The sequence below is a fragment of the Klebsiella sp. MPUS7 genome, from assembly GCF_009905335.1.
Classification (GTDB): Bacteria; Pseudomonadota; Gammaproteobacteria; order Enterobacterales; family Enterobacteriaceae; genus Klebsiella; species Klebsiella grimontii.
Genome location: NZ_CP047604.1, coordinates 4646274 through 4667329, shown reverse-complemented (window position 1 = coordinate 4667329; position 21056 = coordinate 4646274). Strand labels below are relative to the sequence as shown.

The 21056-nt window shown below is 55.3% G+C and carries 21 protein-coding genes; 14 read left to right on the top strand and 7 right to left on the bottom strand.

Annotation, left to right across the window (positions count from 1 at the left end; translation table 11 throughout):
• Nucleotides 1–145: 145 nt before the first annotated feature.
• Nucleotides 146–916: an amidohydrolase gene (locus GUC22_RS21785; RefSeq protein ID WP_004133852.1), complete on the bottom strand. Its 771-nt coding sequence runs from the start codon at nucleotides 914–916 to the stop codon at nucleotides 146–148.
• A gap of 182 nt (nucleotides 917–1098) precedes the next feature.
• Nucleotides 1099–3543 carry an acyl-CoA dehydrogenase FadE gene (fadE, locus tag GUC22_RS21780; protein WP_064342197.1) on the bottom strand — a complete coding sequence of 815 codons (2445 nt, stop codon included), beginning with the start codon at nucleotides 3541–3543 and terminating at the stop codon, nucleotides 1099–1101.
• 238 nt (nucleotides 3544–3781) lie between these two features.
• Here fadE and lpcA point away from each other — a divergent pair, with 238 nt between their 5' ends.
• Together lpcA and GUC22_RS21770 are read left to right on the top strand one after the other, a co-directional pair.
• The gene (gene lpcA / locus GUC22_RS21775) at nucleotides 3782–4363 is read left to right on the top strand and encodes a D-sedoheptulose 7-phosphate isomerase (protein WP_004133848.1); all 582 of its coding nucleotides are present in this window, start codon (nucleotides 3782–3784) and stop codon (nucleotides 4361–4363) included.
• A gap of 43 nt (nucleotides 4364–4406) precedes the next feature.
• Nucleotides 4407–5174, top strand: coding sequence for a class II glutamine amidotransferase (locus GUC22_RS21770; RefSeq protein ID WP_004133846.1), 768 nt, complete (start codon nucleotides 4407–4409; stop codon nucleotides 5172–5174).
• Here the strand turns inward: GUC22_RS21770 and dpaA are convergent.
• Nucleotides 5145–5885 (bottom strand): peptidoglycan meso-diaminopimelic acid protein amidase, encoded by a 741-nt coding sequence (gene dpaA / locus GUC22_RS21765; protein ID WP_004129169.1) that lies wholly within the window; start codon nucleotides 5883–5885, stop codon nucleotides 5145–5147. The two genes, GUC22_RS21770 and dpaA, sit on opposite strands and share 30 nt — an antisense overlap.
• A 413-nt stretch (nucleotides 5886–6298) precedes the next feature.
• Here dpaA and GUC22_RS21760 point away from each other — a divergent pair, with 413 nt between their 5' ends.
• The 7 genes from GUC22_RS21760 to nqrM are packed head-to-tail and all read left to right on the top strand — an operon-like array spanning nucleotide 6299 to nucleotide 12358.
• On the top strand, nucleotides 6299–7642 hold the full coding sequence (locus GUC22_RS21760; protein WP_098067483.1) for a Na(+)-translocating NADH-quinone reductase subunit A: 1344 nt from the start codon (nucleotides 6299–6301) through the stop codon (nucleotides 7640–7642).
• Nucleotides 7643–7645: 3 nt separating this feature from the next.
• Complete coding sequence (locus GUC22_RS21755; protein WP_064371488.1) at nucleotides 7646–8884, top strand: NADH:ubiquinone reductase (Na(+)-transporting) subunit B; 1239 nt, start codon at nucleotides 7646–7648, stop codon at nucleotides 8882–8884.
• The gene (locus GUC22_RS21750; RefSeq protein ID WP_004133842.1) at nucleotides 8877–9671 is read left to right on the top strand and encodes a Na(+)-translocating NADH-quinone reductase subunit C; all 795 of its coding nucleotides are present in this window, start codon (nucleotides 8877–8879) and stop codon (nucleotides 9669–9671) included. Before GUC22_RS21755 ends, GUC22_RS21750 begins: the two co-directional genes overlap by 8 nt.
• A complete protein-coding gene (locus GUC22_RS21745) occupies nucleotides 9664–10302 on the top strand; it encodes an NADH:ubiquinone reductase (Na(+)-transporting) subunit D (RefSeq protein ID WP_004133840.1) in 639 nt (212 codons plus the stop codon). The genes GUC22_RS21750 and GUC22_RS21745 overlap by 8 nt, the downstream gene beginning before the upstream one ends.
• Nucleotides 10303–10308: 6 nt before the next feature.
• Nucleotides 10309–10905: an NADH:ubiquinone reductase (Na(+)-transporting) subunit E gene (nqrE, locus tag GUC22_RS21740; RefSeq protein ID WP_024359136.1), complete on the top strand. Its 597-nt coding sequence runs from the start codon at nucleotides 10309–10311 to the stop codon at nucleotides 10903–10905.
• A gap of 11 nt (nucleotides 10906–10916) precedes the next feature.
• Complete coding sequence (gene nqrF, locus GUC22_RS21735) at nucleotides 10917–12140, top strand: NADH:ubiquinone reductase (Na(+)-transporting) subunit F (protein WP_024359135.1); 1224 nt, start codon at nucleotides 10917–10919, stop codon at nucleotides 12138–12140.
• 2 nt (nucleotides 12141–12142) lie between these two features.
• The gene (nqrM, locus tag GUC22_RS21730) at nucleotides 12143–12358 is read left to right on the top strand and encodes a (Na+)-NQR maturation NqrM (RefSeq protein WP_004133833.1); all 216 of its coding nucleotides are present in this window, start codon (nucleotides 12143–12145) and stop codon (nucleotides 12356–12358) included.
• Between the two features lie 32 nt (nucleotides 12359–12390).
• Here the strand turns inward: nqrM and GUC22_RS21725 are convergent, their stop codons facing one another.
• Nucleotides 12391–13248, bottom strand: coding sequence for a glycerophosphodiester phosphodiesterase family protein (locus tag GUC22_RS21725; protein ID WP_049131109.1), 858 nt, complete (start codon nucleotides 13246–13248; stop codon nucleotides 12391–12393).
• Between the two features lie 159 nt (nucleotides 13249–13407).
• Here GUC22_RS21725 and dinB point away from each other — a divergent pair, with 159 nt between their 5' ends.
• On the top strand, nucleotides 13408–14463 hold the full coding sequence (gene dinB, locus GUC22_RS21720) for a DNA polymerase IV (protein WP_024359133.1): 1056 nt from the start codon (nucleotides 13408–13410) through the stop codon (nucleotides 14461–14463).
• A 2-nt stretch (nucleotides 14464–14465) separates the two neighbouring features.
• Nucleotides 14466–14957, top strand: a complete 492-nt coding sequence (locus tag GUC22_RS21715) for a GNAT family N-acetyltransferase (protein ID WP_024359132.1) — start codon at nucleotides 14466–14468, stop codon at nucleotides 14955–14957.
• Nucleotides 14958–15068: 111 nt separating this feature from the next.
• Here the strand turns inward: GUC22_RS21715 and pepD are convergent, their stop codons facing one another.
• Complete coding sequence (pepD, locus tag GUC22_RS21710; protein ID WP_024359131.1) at nucleotides 15069–16526, bottom strand: cytosol nonspecific dipeptidase; 1458 nt, start codon at nucleotides 16524–16526, stop codon at nucleotides 15069–15071.
• Nucleotides 16527–16784: 258 nt separating this feature from the next.
• Here pepD and gpt point away from each other — a divergent pair, with 258 nt between their 5' ends.
• The 3 genes from gpt (at nucleotide 16785) to crl (ending at nucleotide 19050) form a co-directional block, all read left to right on the top strand.
• Entirely contained in the window at nucleotides 16785–17243 is a 459-nt protein-coding gene (gpt, locus tag GUC22_RS21705) for a xanthine phosphoribosyltransferase (protein WP_004129200.1), read from the top strand.
• A gap of 106 nt (nucleotides 17244–17349) precedes the next feature.
• Nucleotides 17350–18594 carry an esterase FrsA gene (gene frsA, locus GUC22_RS21700; RefSeq protein ID WP_024359130.1) on the top strand — a complete coding sequence of 415 codons (1245 nt, stop codon included), beginning with the start codon at nucleotides 17350–17352 and terminating at the stop codon, nucleotides 18592–18594.
• Between the two features lie 57 nt (nucleotides 18595–18651).
• Nucleotides 18652–19050 (top strand): sigma factor-binding protein Crl, encoded by a 399-nt coding sequence (gene crl, locus GUC22_RS21695; protein WP_004133815.1) that lies wholly within the window; start codon nucleotides 18652–18654, stop codon nucleotides 19048–19050.
• Nucleotides 19051–19126: 76 nt separating this feature from the next.
• On the opposite strand, the gene GUC22_RS21690 is transcribed toward crl, so the two are convergent.
• Complete coding sequence (locus tag GUC22_RS21690) at nucleotides 19127–19633, bottom strand: serine acetyltransferase (protein WP_004133814.1); 507 nt, start codon at nucleotides 19631–19633, stop codon at nucleotides 19127–19129.
• 2 nt (nucleotides 19634–19635) lie between these two features.
• A complete protein-coding gene (locus GUC22_RS21685; protein ID WP_024359129.1) occupies nucleotides 19636–21054 on the bottom strand; it encodes a DUF4832 domain-containing protein in 1419 nt (472 codons plus the stop codon).
• Nucleotides 21055–21056: the final 2 nt, after the last annotated feature.

Genomic DNA, 21056 nt, shown 5'->3' with positions numbered 1-21056 from the left:
AACATGCTGACTCTCGGCGCAGCCCGCATGCCTTGCGCAAATCGCATTGATGGGTGACAGGTAAACTTTTTTGGCTTTGCTGCCGGCCTGACGCGCGCGTTTGCGGCATAAGAAAGGGAGCCATGGCTCCCCGAGTTTGCTTGCTTTAGTTGAGCGTGAAGGGGTCAGCGTCCTGCCAGGCCGGAAACTTCTCGCGATACTCTTTTAGCGACGTCAGCGAAAGCTCAGCGTCCAGGCGGGTTGCCTGATGCGGTTCGGCCGTCGCGATAATCTCGCCCTGCGGGGTAATTATCCGGCTATCGCCCCGGTAATGATGCCCGTTGCCATCGGTGCCGACGCGATTGCATCCGGCTACATAAGCCTGATTTTCGATAGCCCTGGCGACCAGCAGCGACTGCCAGTGCATTGAACGTGGGGCGGGCCAGTTGGCAACGTACAGCGCTAAATCGTAGTCGTTATGGTTGCGTGACCACACCGGGAAACGCAGGTCGTAGCACACCAGCGGCAGAATTCTCCAGCCGCGCCATGCAAAAATAACCCGTTCGTTACCCGCCTCGTAATGATGATGTTCATCCGCCATGCGAAACAGGTGCCGTTTGTCATAGAAATGGATTTGACCGTTGGGCTCAACCAGCAAAAAACGGTTAACCGGACCGCGGTCCGTTTGTAGCGCGGCGCTACCGGCAATCAGCGCGTTGGTTTGTGCGGCTTTAGCTTCCATCCAGGCAACCACTTCCTCTTGCGATAGCGACTGTTTTGCTGCCTCCATCGCGAAGCCAGTGGTAAACATTTCGGGTAAAACAATGAGGTCACGCCCGGTTATCCCTTCCAGTTGACGATCGAAATGGCGCAGGTTGGCGGGACCGTCCATCCACACCAGCGGTTGTTGTAAAAGGGTTATTTTCAGTCCGGGCACGGTGGTGAACTCCAGTATGATGAGAGGAATTATAATGATTTTAACACCATATCAGCCGAGGGACGGCTCAGGGAATATTTTGTAAAAGAATGACAGCCCTGGAAATACCCTTCGATGAATTATCTGAAAAAAGAGAGGCGGGGAAGTCCCCGCCTCGATCGTGATGTGATTATTTGGGCTTTTTAAGCTGCTTCAATCTTGCGGACTTTCTCCGGCAGCTTTACCGGCCGGGTCGCCAGTTCATCCGGGGCGAAATCGTCGACGTTAATGCTGCGCAGTCGGCTGGTTTCAGCCCGGACCAGAATGTCCGCCTCGTCCTGATTGATTAACCCTTTTGCCAGCGCGTTGTGGGCCAGCTCATCAAGACGCGTAAACGACAGATTCTTGCCCAGCTCTTTGCACAGGCGCTGGTGGATGGGGTCTGCCGCCATGACATCAAGCAGCGCCTCTTCCAGCAGGCCGACCGGGTTATGCTCGCTCGGCGTCAGATACTGACCGCGGCCGATACGCGAACGCGTCGCGCTCGGGACCTGCAGAATTTTCGCTACCTTATGATCCAGCTTGTCTGAAGGCGCCAGGTAATGACGTCCGGTCGGGAAGATGGCCACGCGAAGCGCTCCGGCGACCAGACGATTTGGGAAGTTGACCAACAGATCGTCAATCGCCTGCTCGGCCTGATACAGCGCATCCTGTACCCCCCAGTGAACCAGCGGTAAGTCCGCTTCGTTACGCCCCTCATCGTCATAGCGTTTCAGGACCGCCGACGCCAGGTACAGCTGGCTCAGCACATCTCCCAGACGCGCAGAAATTCTTTCACGACGCTTCAGGCTACCGCCCAGTACCGCCATTGAGACATCGGACAGCAGGGCCAGGTTGGCGCTCAGTCGGTTCATATGTTGATAGTAGCGACGAGTGGCATCGCGGGTCGGCGTGCTGCTGGTGAGACCGCGGGTCAGGCCCAGCCAGAAACTGCGCACTTTATTGCTCCCCACGTGCCCGATGTGTTTAAACAGCAGCTTATCGAAAGCGTCGATGTCGTTATTCTGCGCCGCCGCCATTTCATCCAGCACGTACGGATGACAGCGAATCGCTCCCTGGCCGAAGATCATCATGCTGCGGGTCAGGATATTCGCACCTTCAACGGTGATGGCGATCGGCGCGCCCTGATAGGCTCGCGCCAGGAAGTTACCGCTGCCGAGCATAATGCCCTTACCGCCGGTAATATCCATTGCGTCAATAATTGAACGCTGGCCACGGTGGGTGCAGTGATACTTCACAATTGCCGACAGTACCGCGGGTTTTTCGCCAAGCATAATGCCGTAGGTAATCAGCGAGGCGGCGGCGTCCATTACGTAGGCATTGCCTGCGATACGCGCCAGCGGTTCTTCGATCCCTTCCATTTTACCGATAGAGATTTTGAACTGGCGGCGAATGTGCGCGTAGGCGCCGGTAGCCATGGCGACGGATTTAAGGCCACCGGTCGCGTTTGAGGGCAGGGTGATGCCGCGACCAACCGATAAACACTCAACCAGCATCCGCCAGCCCTGACCGGCCATCGACGGGCCGCCAATAATGTAATCGATAGGAACGAAAATATCTTTCCCCTGGGTCGGGCCGTTCTGGAACGGAACGTTCAGCGGGAAATGGCGACGACCGATTTCAACGCCGGGAGTGGTGGTCGGGATAAGCGCACAGGTGATACCCAGCTCTTCTTCCCCGCCCAGCAGGCGGTCAGGGTCGGAGAGTTTGAACGCCAGCCCCAGCACGGTAGCGATAGGCGCAAGCGTGATATAGCGTTTATTCCAGGTCAGACGCATGCCCAGCACCTGCTGGCCCTGCCATTCGCCCATGCAGACGACGCCGGTATCCGGAATGGCGCCGGCATCGGAACCCGCTTCCGGGCTGGTCAGCGCGAAGCACGGAATTTCCTGACCGCGAGCCAGGCGTGGCAAATAGTGGTTTTTCTGCTCTTCCGTACCGTAATGCTGCAGCAGCTCGCCCGGGCCTAATGAGTTCGGCACGCCGACGGTAATCGCCAGGATTCCGGAGACACCCGACAGCTTTTGCAGTACGCGAGCCTGCGCGTAAGCGGAGAATTCCAGCCCGCCGTACTCTTTCTTAATGATCATCGCGAAGAAGCGATGCTCTTTCAGATAGGCCCACAGCTCCGGCGGCAGATCGGCCATCTCGTGGGTAATTTCGAAGTCGTTTGCCATTCGGCAGGCTTCTTCGACCGGGCCGTCAATAAAGGCTTGTTCTTCAGCGGTGAGGCGCGGCTGCGGATAGTTGTGCAGTTTCTGCCAGTCGGGATTGCCGCGGAACAGATCGCCTTCCCACCATGTCGTACCGGCGTCAATCGCTTCTTTCTCGGTGCGCGACATCGGCGGCATGACCTTACGGAAAGCGCGGAACGCCGGGACTGAAATCATGGATTTACGCATCGGGGTAAGGTTGAACGGCAGCAAAACGATCGCCAGCGGAATTAGCAGCCAGATATTCCACAGCCCCGCAGCGCCGAGCGCGGCGGTCCAGACAAGTAAAATCGCGCTGCTGAGCAGCAGATTGATTCGGTGATAAAAGAGCGCACCGAGTAAAACTACGGTTGCAACAATACTCAAAATCATCATAGAGAAATGCTCCCTGTCTTGTAGGAGGTCTGACCACTTGTGATGATATGGTTGTAGTGGATGTAATTTGTTTTAGCAATGTGTTTACAAAATAATTACAACCTTGCTCACATTGTTGTACGGAAATGCGGCACATAAAATCAAAAGCACGGGGGATTACCTTGCGTGCTGCTTCTCGCTGCGTCGGCTATCCGGTAAACTGCCTGGGTTATCCCACAAATACTGAAGGATTATCCTCATGTACCAGGATCTTATTCGTAACGAACTGAATGAAGCCGCTGAAACGCTGGCTAACTTTCTGCAGGACGAAGCCAATATTCATGCGATTCAGCGTGCTGCGGTGCTGCTGGCGGATAGCTTTAAAGCTGGCGGCAAAGTCCTTTCCTGCGGTAACGGCGGTTCGCACTGCGATGCGATGCATTTTGCGGAAGAACTGACCGGGCGCTATCGTGAAAACCGCCCAGGCTATCCGGCAATTGCGATTTCAGACGTGAGCCATCTCTCTTGCGTCAGCAATGATTTTGGCTATGAATATGTTTTCTCTCGCTACGTAGAATCAGTGGGCCGTACAGGCGATGTATTGCTGGGGATCTCCACTTCCGGTAACTCCGGTAACGTAATCAAAGCGATCGAAGCCGCCCGCGCTCAGGGGATGAAAGTGATTACTCTGACCGGGAAAGATGGCGGTAAAATGGCGGGATCGGCGGATGTCGAAATTCGCGTACCGCATTTTGGCTACGCCGACCGCATTCAGGAAATTCATATTAAAGTGATTCATATCCTGATTATGCTTATCGAAAAAGAGATGGTTAAAGCCTGATAAATCGCGGGGGTTAACCCCGCATTGCTGTATGAGGTGATCTATGTGCGAATTGCTCGGGATGAGCGCGAATGTGCCCACAGATATTTGCTTCAGTTTCACCGGGCTGGTGCAGCGCGGTGGCGGAACCGGGCCGCATAAAGACGGCTGGGGCATTACTTTTTATGAAGGTAAGGGCTGTCGCACATTTAAAGATCCGCAGCCTAGCTTTCAGTCGCCCATAGCCAAGCTGGTGCAGGAATATCCTATCAAGTCCTGCTCGGTCATCGCCCATATTCGCCAGGCCAACCGGGGTATCGTTGCGCTGGAAAATACTCACCCCTTTACCCGGGAATTGTGGGGGCGCAACTGGACCTATGCGCATAACGGTCAACTGGAAGGGTATGAGAATCTCGGGACGGGCAATCTGCATCCCATCGGGGAAACCGATAGCGAAAAGGCGTTCTGCTGGCTGCTGCACAGCATCACCGAGCGCTATCCGGAAATGCCGGGCGATATGGTGGAGGTATTCAGCTTTATCGCTACGCTTGCCGGAGAGCTGCGTGAAAAAGGCGTGTTTAACATGCTGCTTTCCGATGGGCGCTACGTGATGGCATTCTGCTCGACGAATTTATACTGGATTACGCGACGGGCGCCGTTTGGCGTAGCGACGCTGCTGGATCAGGATGTAGAAATTGATTTTCAACGCGAGACCACTCCGAATGATGTGGTCTCCGTTATCGCCACCCAGCCGCTGACTGGCAATGAAACCTGGAATAAAATCATGCCAGGCGAGTGGGCGTTATTTTGCCTCGGGGACCGAGTAGTTTGACGCGAGCTGCGGCTGCACAACTTCGTGGCTGAGCGGTTTGCTCACCACGTAGCGGCCATCGGCCACGGAAACCACCGGCGGTTTATGCGTCTGCCGGAAGTAGTCGTATCCCGGTTTCAGCTGTTGCCAGAAATCCGCGAAGTAGGAATATTTGTGCCGCGCCATGTTGGCATCGGTCATGCGGAAAGGATAGATGCTCACCTGAACGTTGGGCTGGCCGAAGACTAACGCGCCGGTGACGAACTGGAAGATTTCATCAATACCGGTATCGGTCATGGCGTAACAGCCAACGGATACGCAGGCGCCGTGAATCATCAGATACTTACCTTCGTAGCCGTGCGCGCGGTCGTAAGCGTTCGGGAAGCCAATATTGATCGCTTTATAGAAACGACTATCGGGTTTTAGCTGATTGCGCGAAACGTTATAGAACCCTTCCGGGCTCTTGAAATCGCCCTGGCGCTGCTTTGGACCGAGCCCGCCGGAGTAGTTACAGATCCGGTAGCTGTCGAGAAGCTGGTAAGTTTCGCCCATCTTGACGTAAAGATCGAGCATGCGCTCTTCTTTGAAGATCTCAATGTAGACCGGCGAGCCCATGAGCTGCTGCTTATACTCTTTGCTCATCGGCGTTGTCGAGCTGTTACTGCTAAGTAACCCTGCGAATGAAACGCACGGCAACAGAAGCATCGCAATAAATAATGCGATTTTGCGCATACTACTTGTTCCTTGATAAAACAAATTACCACATTGCCAGGACGGCAAGAGAGACCCGAAATCAGAGTTTTCTGGTTTTAGAGCGCTCACATTAGCACCACGGCATTTTTTCGCAAGCACGATGTGCCACGTTTACGTTTTAGTTTTCCGTTATAGCGAATCTTGAGGCAAAGCGCAGTCAGAACTTTGCGTAATAGCTCGCATTTTAGAACGACTTAATGGCGGTTTGTCTACAGGCGCCGCTCACGAAATGTTACACTTGGCCCGCTAAATGCTCAGGGTAAGAAAGGATGCTTCTCTCCCGTCTTGTGAATCACCAGGACTACAATGTTCCTTTCTTCCTCTTATTTTCCATTAATTATGCTGGCCTCGGCCTGATGCCGGGGTTTAGGTAACGGATACCTGCTAACGATATGATTAAAATCACGAAAGGGCTGAATTTGCCCATAGCTGGCATGCCATCACAGCAGATTTCTTCGAAGCCTGCGGTTAAGCGCGTTGCGCTGTTAGGTGAAGAGTACATCGGTATGCGCCCCTCGATGGCGGTGCGTGAAGGTGACCGGGTACAAAAAGGGCAGCTTCTGTTCGAAGACAAAAAAAATCCTGGCGTGCGTTTTACCGCACCGGCAAGTGGGACCATTAGCGCCATTCATCGCGGCGAGCGTCGGGTTCTGCAATCGGTCGTTATTGATGTGGATGGCGATGATGCCGTTCACTTTCCCCGCTATGAATTGGCCGATCTTGCCGGGTTGACGCGCGAGGCCGTACAGCGCCAACTGCTGGAGTCGGGGATGTGGACGGCATTTCGCACCCGTCCTTTCAGCAAAATACCCGCGCCGGGCAGCGTGCCGGCGGCCATATTTGTCACCGCCATTGATACGAATCCGCTGGCGGCAGACCCTCAGCCAATCATACTGGCCCAGCGTGAGGCCTTTGACGCTGGTTTGACGCTGTTGACGCGGCTGACCGACGGTAAAGTCCACGTCTGTCAGGCCAGCGGCGGCAAGCTTGGCGGGCATCCGGTTGGCCAGGTTACTTTCAACCAGTTTGCCGGGCCGCATCCCGCCGGGCTGGTGGGGACCCACATCCATTTTCTCGAACCGGTTAGCCTGAAAAAGCAGGTCTGGCATCTTAACTATCAGGACGTTATCGCCGTTGGCAAATTATTCCTGGAAGGGGAGCTGTCTGTCGAACGTATTATTGCCCTCGGTGGCCCGCAGGTGAAGGAGCCCCGTCTGATAAAAACGTGTTCAGGCGCCAGCCTTGATGAGCTGCTGGCAGATGAACTGCTGGATGATGAAAACCGGATTATTTCCGGTTCGGTCCTCAGCGGAACGCATGCCCGCGGGCCGCATGCTTTTCTTGGCCGCTTTCATTTACAGGTCAGCGTGGTGAAGGAAGGGCGAGAGAAAGAGCTGTTCGGCTGGGTGATGCCGGGGAAGGACAAATTCTCCATCACTCGCACCACGCTCGGCCACTTTATGAAGCGTAAGCTGTTTAATTTCTCGACGGATACCAACGGCGGCGAGCGGGCTATGGTGCCGATTGGCAACTATGAGCGAGTGATGCCGCTGGATATTCTGCCCACCATGCTGCTGCGGGATTTGCTGGCGGGGGATACCGATAGCGCACAGGCGCTGGGCTGTCTGGAACTGGATGAAGAAGACCTGGCGCTTTGCACCTACGTGTGTCCCGGCAAGTATGAATATGGCCCGGCGTTGCGCAGCGTGTTAACCCAGATTGAGCAGGAAGGATAAGTGATGGGCTTAAAGCAACTGTTTGACAAACTTGAGCCGCACTTTACGCACGGCGGCAAGCTGGAAAAATACTACCCGTTGTTCGAAGCGACGGCGACCTTGTTTTATACACCCGGTCAGGTGACGCGCGGAGCGGCGCACGTCAGAGACGCCATCGACCTTAAGCGGATGATGATACTGGTGTGGTTCGCCGTTTTCCCGGCGATGTTCTGGGGAATGTATAACGTTGGTCTGCAGACCATACCGGCGCTGGCTAAATTATATAGCGCTGAACAGCTGCAGCAGGTCATCGCCGGGAACTGGCACTACAGCATTGCCCAGTGGCTGGGGGTAAACTTCACCGCTGATGCCGGCTGGCTCAGTATGATGACCCTGGGGGCGGTATTTTTCCTGCCTGTCTACATCACCGTGTTTCTTGTTGGTGGGTTCTGGGAAGTGCTGTTTGCTATCGTGCGTAAACACGAGGTTAACGAGGGCTTTTTCGTTACCTCTATTCTGTTTGCGCTGATCGTACCGCCCACTTTGCCGCTATGGCAGGCCGCGTTTGGGATCACCTTCGGTGTCGTCATGGCCAAGGAGATTTTTGGCGGAACCGGGCGAAACTTTCTCAACCCGGCGCTGGCGGGGCGCGCGTTCTTATTCTTTGCCTGGCCGGCGCAAATTTCCGGCGACCTGGTGTGGACTGCGGCGGATGGCTTCTCCGGCGCGACGCCGCTATCCCAGTGGGCCAGCGGCGGCGGTGAATCGCTGGTGAACGTCGCTACCGGTCTGCCGGTAAGCTGGATGGATGCCTTCCTCGGCAAGATTCCGGGCTCGATTGGCGAAGTCTCGACGCTGATGATTCTGATCGGCGGGGCAATCATTATCTTTGGTCGCGTGGCCTCATGGCGCATCGTCGCCGGGGTTTTCATCGGTATGGTGGCTACCGCGATGCTGTTTAATTTCATTGGCTCTGATACCAACCCGATGTTTGCCATGCCGTGGTACTGGCATCTGGTGCTCGGCGGTTTCGCCTTCGGCATGATGTTTATGGCGACGGACCCGGTGTCCGCGTCGTTTACGGATAAAGGTAAATGGAGCTATGGCCTGCTGATCGGCGTGATGTGCGTCCTGATTCGCGTGGTCAACCCGGCCTATCCGGAAGGGATGATGCTGGCGATCCTCTTCGCCAACCTCTTCGCGCCGCTGTTCGATTATCTGGTGGTGCGGGCCAATATTAAGCGGAGGAAGTCGCGTGGCTGAGAATAAAAGTAACGATAGCATCGGCAAAACGCTGCTGGTGGTGCTGGTGCTTTGTCTGGTCTGCTCAATCGTGGTCGCCGGTTCTGCGGTGGGGCTAAAATCGCGCCAGCAGGAGCAGCGCGCTCTCGATAAACAGCGCAATATCCTGGCGGTTGCCGGTCTGATGAAGCAGGGGATGAGCGCAGAGGATGTGGCTGATATTTTTAAGGCCCGTATCTCTCCGCGATTAGTCGATTTAGCCAGCGGCGAGCTGCTGGATAAAGATCCCGGCAAGTTTAATCAGGCCCAGGCTCTGAAAGATCCCCAGCAAAGCCTACAGCTGGACGCCAGTCAGGACCCGGCCGGCATCAAACGCCGCAGTAATATTGCCGAAATTTATCTGGTGCGCGATGAAAAGCAGCAGATTCAGGAAATCGTCCTGCCCATTTACGGTAACGGCCTGTGGTCGGTGATGTACGCCTTTATTGCGCTGGAAACCGATGGCCGTACGCTCAAAGGGATCACCTATTACGATCACGGCGAAACGCCGGGGCTGGGCGGGGAAATCGAAAACCCCAACTGGCGCCAGCAGTTTATCGGTAAACAAGTGCTTGATGATAAAGGTATGCCTGCGCTGAGAATCGTTAAAGGCGGCGCGCGTCCGGGCGACCTGCACGCCGTGGATGGCCTGTCGGGCGCGACGCTGACTTCCAACGGTGTGCAGCATAGTTTTGATTTCTGGATGGGCGAACTGGGCTTTGGTCCATTCCTGCATAAGGTACGTGAAGGGGGGCTGAATAATGGCTGATTTAGGCGACATGAAAGAAATGAAGCGCGTGCTGGTGGGGCCGCTTATCGCTAATAACCCTATCACGCTGCAGGTCCTGGGCGTCTGCTCCGCGCTGGCGGTGACCACCAAGCTGGAGACGGCTTTTGTGATGACCATCGCGGTGACGCTGGTTACGGCTTTCTCCAGCATGTTTATCTCCATGATCCGCCACCACATTCCGAATAGCGTGCGCATCATTGTGCAGATGGCGATTATCGCTTCGCTGGTTATTGTCGTTGACCAGCTGCTGCGCGCTTTTGCTTATGAAACCTCCAAACAGCTATCGGTATTCGTCGGCCTTATCATTACCAACTGTATCGTAATGGGGCGGGCGGAAGCCTATGCCATGAAGTCGCCGCCGTTGGCAAGCTTTATGGACGGTATTGGCAACGGTCTAGGATACGGCGCGATCCTGTTGCTTGTCGGCTTTCTGCGCGAGCTCATTGGCAGCGGCAAACTGTTTGGCATCACGGTGCTGGAAACGGTGCAGAACGGCGGCTGGTATCAGCCAAATGGCCTGTTTCTTCTGGCGCCGAGTGCGTTCTTCATTATCGGTTTGTTGATTTGGGCGGTGCGTAGCTGGAAGCCTGAACAGCAGGAAAAGGAGTAACCGATTATGGCTCATTACATTAGCCTGTTTGTCCGCGCCGTGTTTGTTGAAAACATGGCGCTGGCCTTCTTTCTTGGGATGTGTACCTTCCTCGCGGTATCGAAAAAAGTGTCGACCGCTTTCGGGCTCGGCGTTGCGGTAACGGTCGTGCTTGGGCTGGCGGTACCCATTAACAATCTGGTTTACAACCTGGTGCTGCGCGACGGCGCGCTGGTGGAAGGCGTTGATCTGAGCTTTCTGAACTTTATTACCTTCATTGGCGTTATTGCCGCGCTGGTTCAGATCCTCGAGATGATCCTCGATAAGTACTTCCCGACGCTCTATAACGCTCTGGGGATCTTCCTGCCGCTGATTGCCGTCAACTGTGCGATTTTTGGCGGTGTCTCCTTCATGGTGCAGCGTGACTATAACTTCAGCGAGTCGATCGTTTACGGCTTTGGTTCCGGCATCGGCTGGCTGCTGGCAATTGTGGCGATGGCGGGTATCCGTGAAAAAATGAAATACGCAAACGTGCCCGCGGGTCTGCGTGGGTTAGGGATCACCTTTATTACCACAGGTCTGATGGCGCTGGGCTTTATGTCATTCTCCGGTGTGCAGCTATAAGGGCGGAAAGTATGGAAATTATTCTTGGCGTAGTGATGTTCACGCTGATCGTCCTGGTGCTATCGGGGCTGATACTGGCCGCGCGTTCGAAGCTGGTGAATGCGGGCGACGTGGTCATTGAAATCAATAATGAGGCGGATAAACAGATTCGTACTCCGGCGGGCGACAAGCTGCTGAATACGCTCTCCAGCAACGGTATCTTCGTTTCGTCGGCCTGCGGCGGCGGGGGCTCCTGCGGCCAGTGCCGGGTGACGGTGAAAGAGGGTGGCGGTGATATCCTGCCTACCGAACTCTCTCATATCACTAAGCGTGAGGCGAGAGAGGGCTGCCGCCTGGCCTGCCAGGTCGCGGTGAAGCAGAACATGAAAATCGAGCTGCCAGAGGAGATTTTTGGCGTTAAGAAGTGGGAGTGTGAAGTTATCTCGAACGATAACAAGGCCACTTTCATCAAGGAGCTGAAGCTGCGCGTGCCTGACGGTGACGCGGTTCCGTTCCGCGCCGGCGGGTATATTCAGATCGAGTGTCCATCGCACAAAGTCGCCTATGCCGACTTTGACGTTCCGGACGAGTATCGCGGCGACTGGGATAAATTTAATCTTTTCCGCTATGTCTCTGACGTGAAAGAGCCCACGTTACGCGCCTACTCCATGGCTAACTATCCGGAAGAGAAGGGCATCATTATGCTCAACGTGCGTATTGCCACGCCGCCGCCGCAGGTGCCTGATGCGCCGCCGGGGATTATGTCCTCGTATATCTGGTCGCTGAAGCCTGGCGATAAAGTGACGATTTCCGGGCCGTTTGGGGAGTTCTTTGCCAAAGAAACGCAGGCGGAGATGGTGTTTATCGGCGGCGGGGCGGGGATGGCGCCGATGCGCTCGCATATTTTCGACCAGCTTAAGCGGCTACACAGCTCACGTAAAATCAGTTTCTGGTACGGTGCGCGGTCTCTGCGAGAAATGTTCTATGATGACGAGTTTGAACAGCTGGCACGGGAAAACCCGAACTTTACCTTCCACGTGGCGCTCTCCGATCCGCAGCCGGAAGATAACTGGACCGGCCATACTGGCTTCATTCATAACGTCCTGTATGAAAACTATCTGCGCGATCACCCGGCGCCGGAAGATTGTGAGTTTTACATGTGTGGGCCGCCGGTGATGAACGCCGCGGTTATCAAAATGCTTAAAGATCTCGGCGTTGAGGATGAAAACATCATGCTGGACGATTTTGGAGGCTGATGATGCTGACGGTATTTGTCGCGACCTTCGTGATTTTCGCGCTGGTTATTCTGGGAATGTCGCTAGGGTACCTGATCAAGCGCAAAACTCTTCAGGGCAGCTGCGGCGGGATCTCATCGCTGGGTCTGGAAAAGGTCTGCGACTGTCCTGAACCTTGCGATGCGCGTAAAAAACGCATGGCTCGCGAAGCGCAGCGCAAACGGGATCGCATCATTTAAACAGCAGGCCGCTTATCGCGGCCTTTTACGATTTACCAGGTTTTCGCTTTCGCCGGCGAGTCTACCATCACGCCATCGGCTCCCAGCTCGCTTGCCTTACGAAAATCATCGGCGCTATTAATGTCGAAGAAGACAATATGGGCTTTGCCCTGAGAGCGGAAACAGTCCATGGCTTCTTTATCCCAGGTGAGGGTGGCTGGCGACACGCCTTCGCCGAGGGTGAACTTCTCCACGATTTCTACCTTGCGTTTCAGCTCCAGACCGTACCAGTAGTCATCGCCCGGCTGCGTGGTTGGCTGGCACTGGTGGCTAAGGGAAATATTAGCCAGCTTCGTTCGCGTTTCGCCCCGGCTGACGAAATGGGGAATAGATTCCGGTAGCGCCGCGATATAGCGGTCTTCGGTGGAATAAACGCGTACGCGCGAGAGGCTATGGGTTGTTTGCAATACTTCACTAAGACGCGAAGCCATCATTGCCGGGTCGGCATCAGGCGATTTAATATCGATGTAAAAGAAGGTCTGCGGCCATTGCTCCAGCACTGATTGCAGCGTTGGAATGGTGGCATTTTTTCCGCGCCAGGGGTGAGTTTCACCGCCCCATTTCCATCCCGCGTCCATGCGGGCCAGTTCGGCAGCGCTAAAGCTTGAGACCTTCCCGGTATGGTCAGTCAGGGCGGATAAATCGCTCGGGCGATATAAGACCGGAACGCCATCATGGCTTAATTGTACCGTTATCCAAATCGCCTCGGCCTTATTCTCCAGCGCCAGTTTTATCGCCGGAAGGGTGTTTTCCGGCGCATCGCCGGTGCCTCCCCGATGAGCAATGAGCTGCGGCGCAGCGCAGGCGCTGCTGGCAATAAGCAAACCAAGCGCAGTAAGTATTGATTTCATGATTACATTCACCCTGTTTATTAATATAACTATATGAAAAATAAATCATATTTGTTGCACTTTTATGTTGTAGCACGTTTTTTATGGCGAGGGTTTTTAAAAGATTAAATTTCGCCGACTTTTGCTATACTGTACGCATGTACAGTCTAAGGTTTGGCTATGCGTAAGATCATCCACGTTGATATGGACTGCTTCTTCGCGGCGGTGGAGATGCGGGACAACCCGGCACTGCGCGACATCCCTATCGCCATTGGCGGTAGCCGGGTGCAGCGCGGTGTGATCAGTACGGCCAACTATCCGGCGCGTAAATTCGGCGTGCGTAGCGCCATGCCCACCGCCACAGCGTTCAAGCTTTGTCCTCACCTGACGCTGCTTCCCGGCCGCTTTGATGCTTATAAAGAGGCGTCGAACCATATCCGGGAGATTTTTTCCCGCTATACCTCGCTAATCGAGCCTTTATCGCTGGACGAAGCCTATCTGGACGTTAGCGACAGCGTTCATTGTCAGGGGTCAGCGACGCTGATGGCGCAGGAGATCCGCGAGACCATCCATCGTGAGCTAAATTTGACCGCCTCCGCAGGCATTGCGCCAGTAAAGTTTCTCGCAAAAATCGCCTCGGACCTGAATAAACCCAACGGCCAGTTTGTGATTGCGCCGCATCAGGTCGCGGAGTTTGTCAAAACGTTGCCGCTAGCGAAGATCCCGGGCGTCGGCAAAGTTTCCGCCGCGAAGCTCGAAAGCATGGGGCTGAGGACCTGTGCAGATGTGCAGAACAGCGATCTGGCGATGTTGCTCAAGCGCTTTGGTAAATTCGGGCGGATACTATGGGAGCGCAGCCAGGGAATTGATGAACGAGAAATCAGCAGCGAGCGCCAGCGCAAATCGGTGGGCGTTGAGCGAACCCTGGTAGAGGATATCCACGAATGGGCGGAGTGTGAGTCGATTATTGAGAATCTCTATCCGGAACTGGAACGGCGCCTGGCGAAGGTTAAACCGGATTTACTGATCGCCCGGCAGGGGGTCAAGCTGAAGTTTAATGATTTCCAGCTCACGACTCAGGAGCATGTCTGGCCCCGATTGAATAAAGATGATTTGATCACCACTGCCCATAAAGCCTGGAACGAGCGGCGCGGAGGTCGGGGAGTCAGGCTGGTAGGGCTGCACGTGACGCTGCTCGATCCGCAGCTGGAGCGACAATTGGTTCTGGGGTTATAACAATGCCGAAAATAAGACCGTATGGAGAGCGTGATTTTGCCACGCTATGCGCGATTTTTTTGCGGGCGATTAAAGAGACGGCCAGCGCCGATTATTCTCCCCGGCAAATTGCCGCCTGGGCTCAGGTTGATGAAGCCCGCTGGCGGCAAAAAATAGCGGCTTCACGGGTACTGGTCGCGGTAAAAGAGGCATCGCCGGTCGGGTTTATTACCACCGTGGATGACTATATTGATTTGCTGTTTGTTTCTCCCGACTATAGCCGCCAGGGAATAGCCAGCGCATTGCTCAACGCATTGCTTATACGGCGGCCTGAACGCGTGTTAACGGTAGAAGCCAGCATTACGGCAAAGCCCTTTTTTGAACGCCACGGTTTTAGCGTAATTGAGCAACAGCAGGTTGAAGCGCGCGGTGAGCGGTTTCTTAATTACCGGATGCGGCGGGAAATCGATGCGCTAAATACTCAGAACGCACTTTGCAGGCCTTTCCTGCAATGACTCAAGGCGGCAAATGCGCGTGGCCGGTATACACAATCGGTAAGGCGGGCTTTTCGAACGGTCATCTTATAAAGAAAAGGCCCGCGCCTCGCGGTGTGGGCCTTAATTGTCTTACTTCGCCGGAATGGATTTCAGCAGCTCGGTCAGCAGCGTCCAGTACTGGCCAACGCTTTCAATGTGAACCTGCTCGTCCGGGGAGTGGGGGCCGGTAATGGTTGGCCCGATAGAAACCATGTCCAGGTCCGGATACGGTTTTTTGAACAGACCGCACTCCAGGCCCGCGTGGATAATCTGGATGTTCGGCGTCTTGTTGAACAGACGCTGATAGGTTTCACGCACCAGATGCATCACCGGCGAGCTGGCGTCCGGCTGCCAGCCAGGATAGGCGCCTTTCGCTTCGGTTTTCGCGCCGGCCAGCTTGCCCAGAGAATCCAGCATGCTGACGACATAATCTTTACCGCTGTCGATCAGCGAGCGAATCAGGCAGTGAATCTGCACGTTATCGCTGGTCATGGTCACCACGCCGACGTTCAGCGAGGTTTCCACCACGCCTTTTGCCACATCAGAGTTGCGGATGACGCCGTTCGGCGTGGCGTTAAGCAGGCGTACAAAGGTGTCACGAGATTGGGCCGTCAGCGCAGGCTGGTCGTTCGCAACCGATTCCAGCAGTACTGTCAGGTTTTTCTCTTTGGCCGCCAGCTCGTTTTTCAGGATCGCCTGGTACTCATTAGCCAGCGCTTTCAGCGTATCCACTTTGTTCGCGGCCACGGCGACAGTAGCGAACGCCTCACGGGGAATAGCGTTGCGCAGGGTGCCGCCGTTGAAATCGACCAGGCGCAGATCCAGCTCTTCAGCATGGCCCGCGAGGAAGCGTGCCAGCAGCTTGTTGGCATTGCCTAAACCAACGTGGATCTCGCCGCCGGAGTGGCCGCCCTTCAGCCCTTTCAGGGTCAGCTTAAAGCTCTGGAAACCGGCCGGAACGGCTTCACGGGTCAGCGCGAGGTCAGAGGTGAAGTCGATCCCGCCGGCGCAGCCCATGTAAATCTCACCCTCTTCTTCGGAGTCGGTGTTGATCAGGATGTCCGCCTGCAGCCAGTTAGCCTGCAGGCCAAACGCGCCGTCCATTCCGGCTTCTTCCGTCATGGTCAGCAGCACTTCCAGCGGGCCGTGAACAACGTTGTCGTCGGCCAGCACCGCCAATGCGGAGGCCATGCCGATACCGTTATCGGCGCCCAGGGTGGTGCCGCGCGCTTTAACCCACTCGCCGTCGATATACGGCTGAATAGGATCTTTAGCGAAGTCGTGAACGGTATCGTTGTTTTTCTGCGGCACCATATCGAGGTGCGCCTGCAGCACCACCGGTTTACGGTTTTCCATACCGGCAGTCGCGCTTTTACGAATCAGAATGTTGCCAACCTGGTCGCGTTCCGCGTGTAAGCCTTTTTCTTTTGCCCAGCCCATAATGTGCTCAGCGAGCTGTTCTTCGTGATAGGAGGGGTGAGGAATAGAGCAGATTTTGGCAAAAATATCCCACAGCGGCTGCGGGGATAATTGAGACAGTTCAGACACGATAAGTCTCCTTACAATCACCTGCAAAAGTCGTTTGCAGATCGAGGGGTTAGCAATCAAATACACTACAAGCCCGGGCTTGCGCGATGGGGTTGAGAATACCACTTTCCGTGTACTCTGGTAGTGTAAACCACGTAAAAAGAGTCGCGGGGGCCGCTTAACGCTGGTTTTTAGCGCGTCAGATCTCTATAATCTCGCGCAACCATTTTCCCCCTCGAACATTATTTAAGCCGTATTACACAGGCTGGGACACTTCACATGAGCGAAAAATACGTCGTCACCTGGGACATGTTGCAGATTCACGCCCGCAAACTGGCAACCCGTCTGCTGCCGGTTGAACAGTGGAAAGGCATTATTGCCGTTAGCCGTGGCGGTCTGGTACCGGGAGCATTACTGGCGCGTGAACTGGGTATTCGTCATGTTGATACCGTTTGCATCTCAAGCTATGACCACGATAATCAGCGTGAACTGACCGTGCTGAAACGTGCGGAAGGCGATGGCGAAGGCTTTATCGTGATCGACGATCTCGTTGATACCGGCGGTACCGCCGTTGCCATCCGCGAAATGTATCCTAAAGCACATTTTGTCACCATCTTCGCCAAACCGGCAGGTCGCCCGCTGGTTGATGATTATGTCGTTGATATTCCCCAAGATACCTGGATTGAACAGCCGTGGGATATGGGCGTGGTATTCGTACCGCCTATCGCAGGCCGTTAATTTCCCGCATAAATGCTAATTACCACGCCCGGTTTTGCCGGGCGTGGTTTTTTTTACCCTGACGCAGGTTACAATAGCTTGAGTGGCAACATGATGGAGGCGGCACATGTCCCAGGCTAACCTTAGCGAAACGTTGTTTAAACCCCGATTCAAACATCCGGAAACCTCTACGCTGGTGCGTCGGTTTAACACCGGAGCGCAACAACCGATCCAGTCCGCGCTTAGCGGCAATCACGTTGATCACTGGTACCGATTGATTAACCGCCTGATGTGGATCTGGCGTGGCGTGACGCCACAGGAAATCCTCGACGTGCAGGCGCGTATCGTCATGAGCGATGCGGAGCGGACCGACCCCGAGCTTTACGATACGGTCGTGGGCTATCGCGGCGGCAACTGGATCTTTGAATGGGCCAAACAGGCGATGGACTGGCAGCAAAAGGCCGGTCAGGAAGAGAATCTTCTGGTTAGCGGTCGTCACTGGCTCCATGCGGCAAACCTTTACAGCATTGCCGCCTATCCGCATATCAAGGGTGATGAGCTGGCGGAACAGGCGCAGGTGCTGGCATACCGGGCCTATGAAGAAGCCGCCCAGCGCTTGCCCGGCAAACTGCGAGAGCTGGAGTTCGCCATCCCCGGCGCCGCGCCGATCACCGGTTTCTTACATATGCCGCCGGGCGATGGGCCGTTCCCGACGGTGCTGATGTGCGGCGGGCTTGACGCGCTACAGACCGATTATTACAACCTGTACGAGAACTATTTTGCGCCCCTGGGCATCGCTATGCTGACGGTCGATATGCCTTCCATCGGTTTCTCTTCAAAATGCAAGCTGACCCAGGATACCAGCATGCTGCACCAGTATGTGCTGCAGCATCTGTCTAATGTTCCCTGGGTTGACCATACCCGGGTGGCCGCCTTTGGTTTCCGCTTCGGCGCGAACATCGCCGTCCGGCTGGGCTATCTTGAACCCCAGCGCCTGAAGGCGGTGGCCTGTCTGGGGCCGGTGGTGCACGGACTGCTGGTGGACCCGCTGCATCAGGGACGGGTGCCGGAAATGTATCTCGACGTTCTGGCGTCGCGTCTGGGTATGCATGACGCCTCCGACGAAGCGCTGCGGGTTGAGCTTAACCGCTATTCCCTGAAGGTTCAGGGTCTGCTGGGGCGTCGCTGCCCTACGCCGATGCTCTCCGGTTTCTGGAAAGACGATCCGTTCAGTCCGGAAGAGGAGTCGCGTTTAATCACTTCCTCCTCCTCCGACGGCAAGCTGCTGGAGATCCCGTTCAATCCGGTCTACCGTAATTTCGATCACGCCCTGCGGCAGATCGCCCGCTGGATTAGCCATAGATTTAGTTAATATATTGCTAAATTCTATTGATTTGGTAACGTCATAGCATCACTAAAGGAGATCGCAATGACGTTACCGAGTGGACACCTGAAGAGTAAGCTGATTAAGAAATTCACGGCGCTTGGCCCTTACATCCGTGAGGAGCAATGTGAAGACAACCGCTTCTTTTTCGATTGCCTGGCAGTTTGCGTCAACGTAAAACCAGCGCCTGAAAAACGCGAGTTCTGGGGATGGTGGATGGAGATGGAAGCGCAGGCTTCGCGCTTCACCTATAGCTATCAGTTTGGATTGTTCGATAAAGAAGGCGACTGGCGTCCGGTCGCGATTGACGATCCTGAAGTCACGGAAAAGCTCGAAAAGACGCTACGCGATTTTCACCAACGAGCCGAAGCGTTACTGGCGACCTTCAGCCTTAAGCTGGAGCCCGCCGATGATTTCAGCGAACCGGTTAAGCTGAGGGCCTAAGTTCCGGTCATTTTGCTATCCCGCGTTAAAACCCGCGTTTCTATCAGCGTGGGTTTTGTCCCCAGGCAAACCTACGCTAATCGCCGTTTAATACCCGGTATGGCTGACCGACGGCAATCATGCCGGCGGCCAGATCTTTGGTTACCACCGTGCCCGCGCCGACTTTGACATTGTCGCCTAGCGTGACCGCGCCAATCACCACGGCGTGGGCGCCAAATTCCACGTTATCGCCAATTCGCGGGCTAGCGCTTTCCCGGCCCTGACTATCGGTCACGCTGCCAATAGTGACGCCCTGGCGCAAAGTGCAATTTTGCCCGATGATCGTTCCCCGGTTAATCACAATGCAGTGCGGATGATACAGCTTCAGCCCATAGCCAATGCGCGCTCGCCACGGCAGCTCAATGCAAAATAAACACTCGTTAATCACGATATTGAGAATAACGAAGGGGATCCCGCAGATCTTCCACAGAGGATTACGGCTGCGATAGAGCGTCGCCAGACGATAGAGCAGAACCGCGATTTTCGCTTTTATGCCGCCGCAGGATTTGATCTCCTGGCCGACCTGTCTGATAGCCTCAAACATGATTATTCCTTAAGGTTAAACGAAGCCAGTGAATACCATCCGTCACCGGTTTGACCTTCGTTAGCGAGTTGAATACGCGGTTGCCCCTGATGATTGGCCAGGGCCGCCTGCAGGCGGTATTGACCGTCAGGCAGCCCGGCAGGCAGCGCTAGCGTAGCGCGGCTTTGATGAGCTCCGGGCAGCCACTGGCGAACGTCATCCGCCGTTTTGATTTGCGTAACGGTATCGCCCGCCGCATTGACTATCCGCCATTGTACAAGCCAGGGGAGATAGGCCGGGGCGACGCCGTCGTTACGCCAGGTGACATTCAGCGTAAGCGGCATGCCGCTACGTACGGGCGTATCAAATTCCAGCTGGCTCACCCGGTAGCGATAGCCGATGCGCAATAACGCATTATCAACGATATCGCGATACGCTGCCGGCACCGGTCGCGATTTCAGATTCAGGGTACTGGCGTGCTGCGCTAATGCCCAGTCGAAGCTTGCCTGGACCTCTTCGCGAGTGTAATGCTGCACGCTTTCCCATTCCGCCATATAGCCGCAAATCTCGAGGCTCACGGGGGCGTGCTGCCAGCCGTCATTAAACCCGCCCCACGCCGCCTGCGCGGCGGCCAGGCGTTGAGGATAGTCATCGCGCATATGGCTCCACTCCGGGGAAAAGTTATGCCAGTCTCCCCAGCAGTCCGCGCGCCATCCGGCGCCTTTTTGGCTGGCCCAGGCCAGCGAGTCGCCGCCGCTGATCAACATGATTTTGGGCGTTTTAGGGAAACTGCTGAAATGCATATCAACGTAGCGATTGAGCTGTTGCGGAGTGTACTTTTCCATCAACGGCGCGACGTCAGGGAAATTGGAGTTATGCCATTCACCCCACGAACCCACCATGCCGATATCGACAAACGCCAGCTCCGGATTACCGTCATAACGCGCGCCGAGGGCGTTAAGCAGCTTTTGCGCATAGGTGATAAAAGTCGGATCGCTGAGATCCGGGACAAAGGTTTTGCCATTTTCGACCCATTGTCCCTGAATGCCTTTTTTGATAAGCCAGGCGGGGATTTTCGAGCCCGATTGCGGTTCATCGAGCGCCATAATACGCAATCCGACGTTCATCGCTGGCTGATGCTGAGCGGCGACGCTGAAGGCATGATCGATCGGCGCAAAATTATAGACGCCTTCTTCAGGCTCCAGATCGCTCCAGTAAAAGCGATCGTATTCAAACCCGGTGTCCGGATACTCTTGCAGAGAGGGCTTCTGGCCATAACCATCGTGGAAACTGGCCACGCCGATCCCTGGGTTCGTTAACAGACCGGTGAAGGCCGGCGGGGTGATAACCGTGCGTTCAGCCAGTACCGCCGCAGACGGAATGATTCCGGCCAGCAGGAGCGCCAAACAGAGCGCGGCGCGGCGCGGCGAAAAAGAGCTCATCG

Coding starts and splice junctions, on each gene's coding strand:
- dinB (WP_024359133.1), top strand. CDS start 13,408: ATGCGTAAGATCATCCACGTTGATATGGACTGCTTCTTCGCGGCGGTG.
- GUC22_RS21745 (WP_004133840.1), top strand. CDS start 9,664: ATGGCTGATTTAGGCGACATGAAAGAAATGAAGCGCGTGCTGGTGGGG.
- GUC22_RS21760 (WP_098067483.1), top strand. CDS start 6,299: ATGATTAAAATCACGAAAGGGCTGAATTTGCCCATAGCTGGCATGCCA.
- nqrM (WP_004133833.1), top strand. CDS start 12,143: ATGCTGACGGTATTTGTCGCGACCTTCGTGATTTTCGCGCTGGTTATT.
- lpcA (WP_004133848.1), top strand. CDS start 3,782: ATGTACCAGGATCTTATTCGTAACGAACTGAATGAAGCCGCTGAAACG.
- GUC22_RS21715 (WP_024359132.1), top strand. CDS start 14,466: ATGCCGAAAATAAGACCGTATGGAGAGCGTGATTTTGCCACGCTATGC.
- fadE (WP_064342197.1), bottom strand. CDS start 3,543: ATGATGATTTTGAGTATTGTTGCAACCGTAGTTTTACTCGGTGCGCTC.
- GUC22_RS21755 (WP_064371488.1), top strand. CDS start 7,646: ATGGGCTTAAAGCAACTGTTTGACAAACTTGAGCCGCACTTTACGCAC.
- nqrE (WP_024359136.1), top strand. CDS start 10,309: ATGGCTCATTACATTAGCCTGTTTGTCCGCGCCGTGTTTGTTGAAAAC.
- frsA (WP_024359130.1), top strand. CDS start 17,350: ATGTCCCAGGCTAACCTTAGCGAAACGTTGTTTAAACCCCGATTCAAA.
- crl (WP_004133815.1), top strand. CDS start 18,652: ATGACGTTACCGAGTGGACACCTGAAGAGTAAGCTGATTAAGAAATTC.
- GUC22_RS21770 (WP_004133846.1), top strand. CDS start 4,407: ATGTGCGAATTGCTCGGGATGAGCGCGAATGTGCCCACAGATATTTGC.
- GUC22_RS21725 (WP_049131109.1), bottom strand. CDS start 13,248: ATGAAATCAATACTTACTGCGCTTGGTTTGCTTATTGCCAGCAGCGCC.
- gpt (WP_004129200.1), top strand. CDS start 16,785: ATGAGCGAAAAATACGTCGTCACCTGGGACATGTTGCAGATTCACGCC.
- dpaA (WP_004129169.1), bottom strand. CDS start 5,885: ATGCGCAAAATCGCATTATTTATTGCGATGCTTCTGTTGCCGTGCGTT.
- GUC22_RS21685 (WP_024359129.1), bottom strand. CDS start 21,054: ATGAGCTCTTTTTCGCCGCGCCGCGCCGCGCTCTGTTTGGCGCTCCTG.
- GUC22_RS21690 (WP_004133814.1), bottom strand. CDS start 19,633: ATGTTTGAGGCTATCAGACAGGTCGGCCAGGAGATCAAATCCTGCGGC.
- nqrF (WP_024359135.1), top strand. CDS start 10,917: ATGGAAATTATTCTTGGCGTAGTGATGTTCACGCTGATCGTCCTGGTG.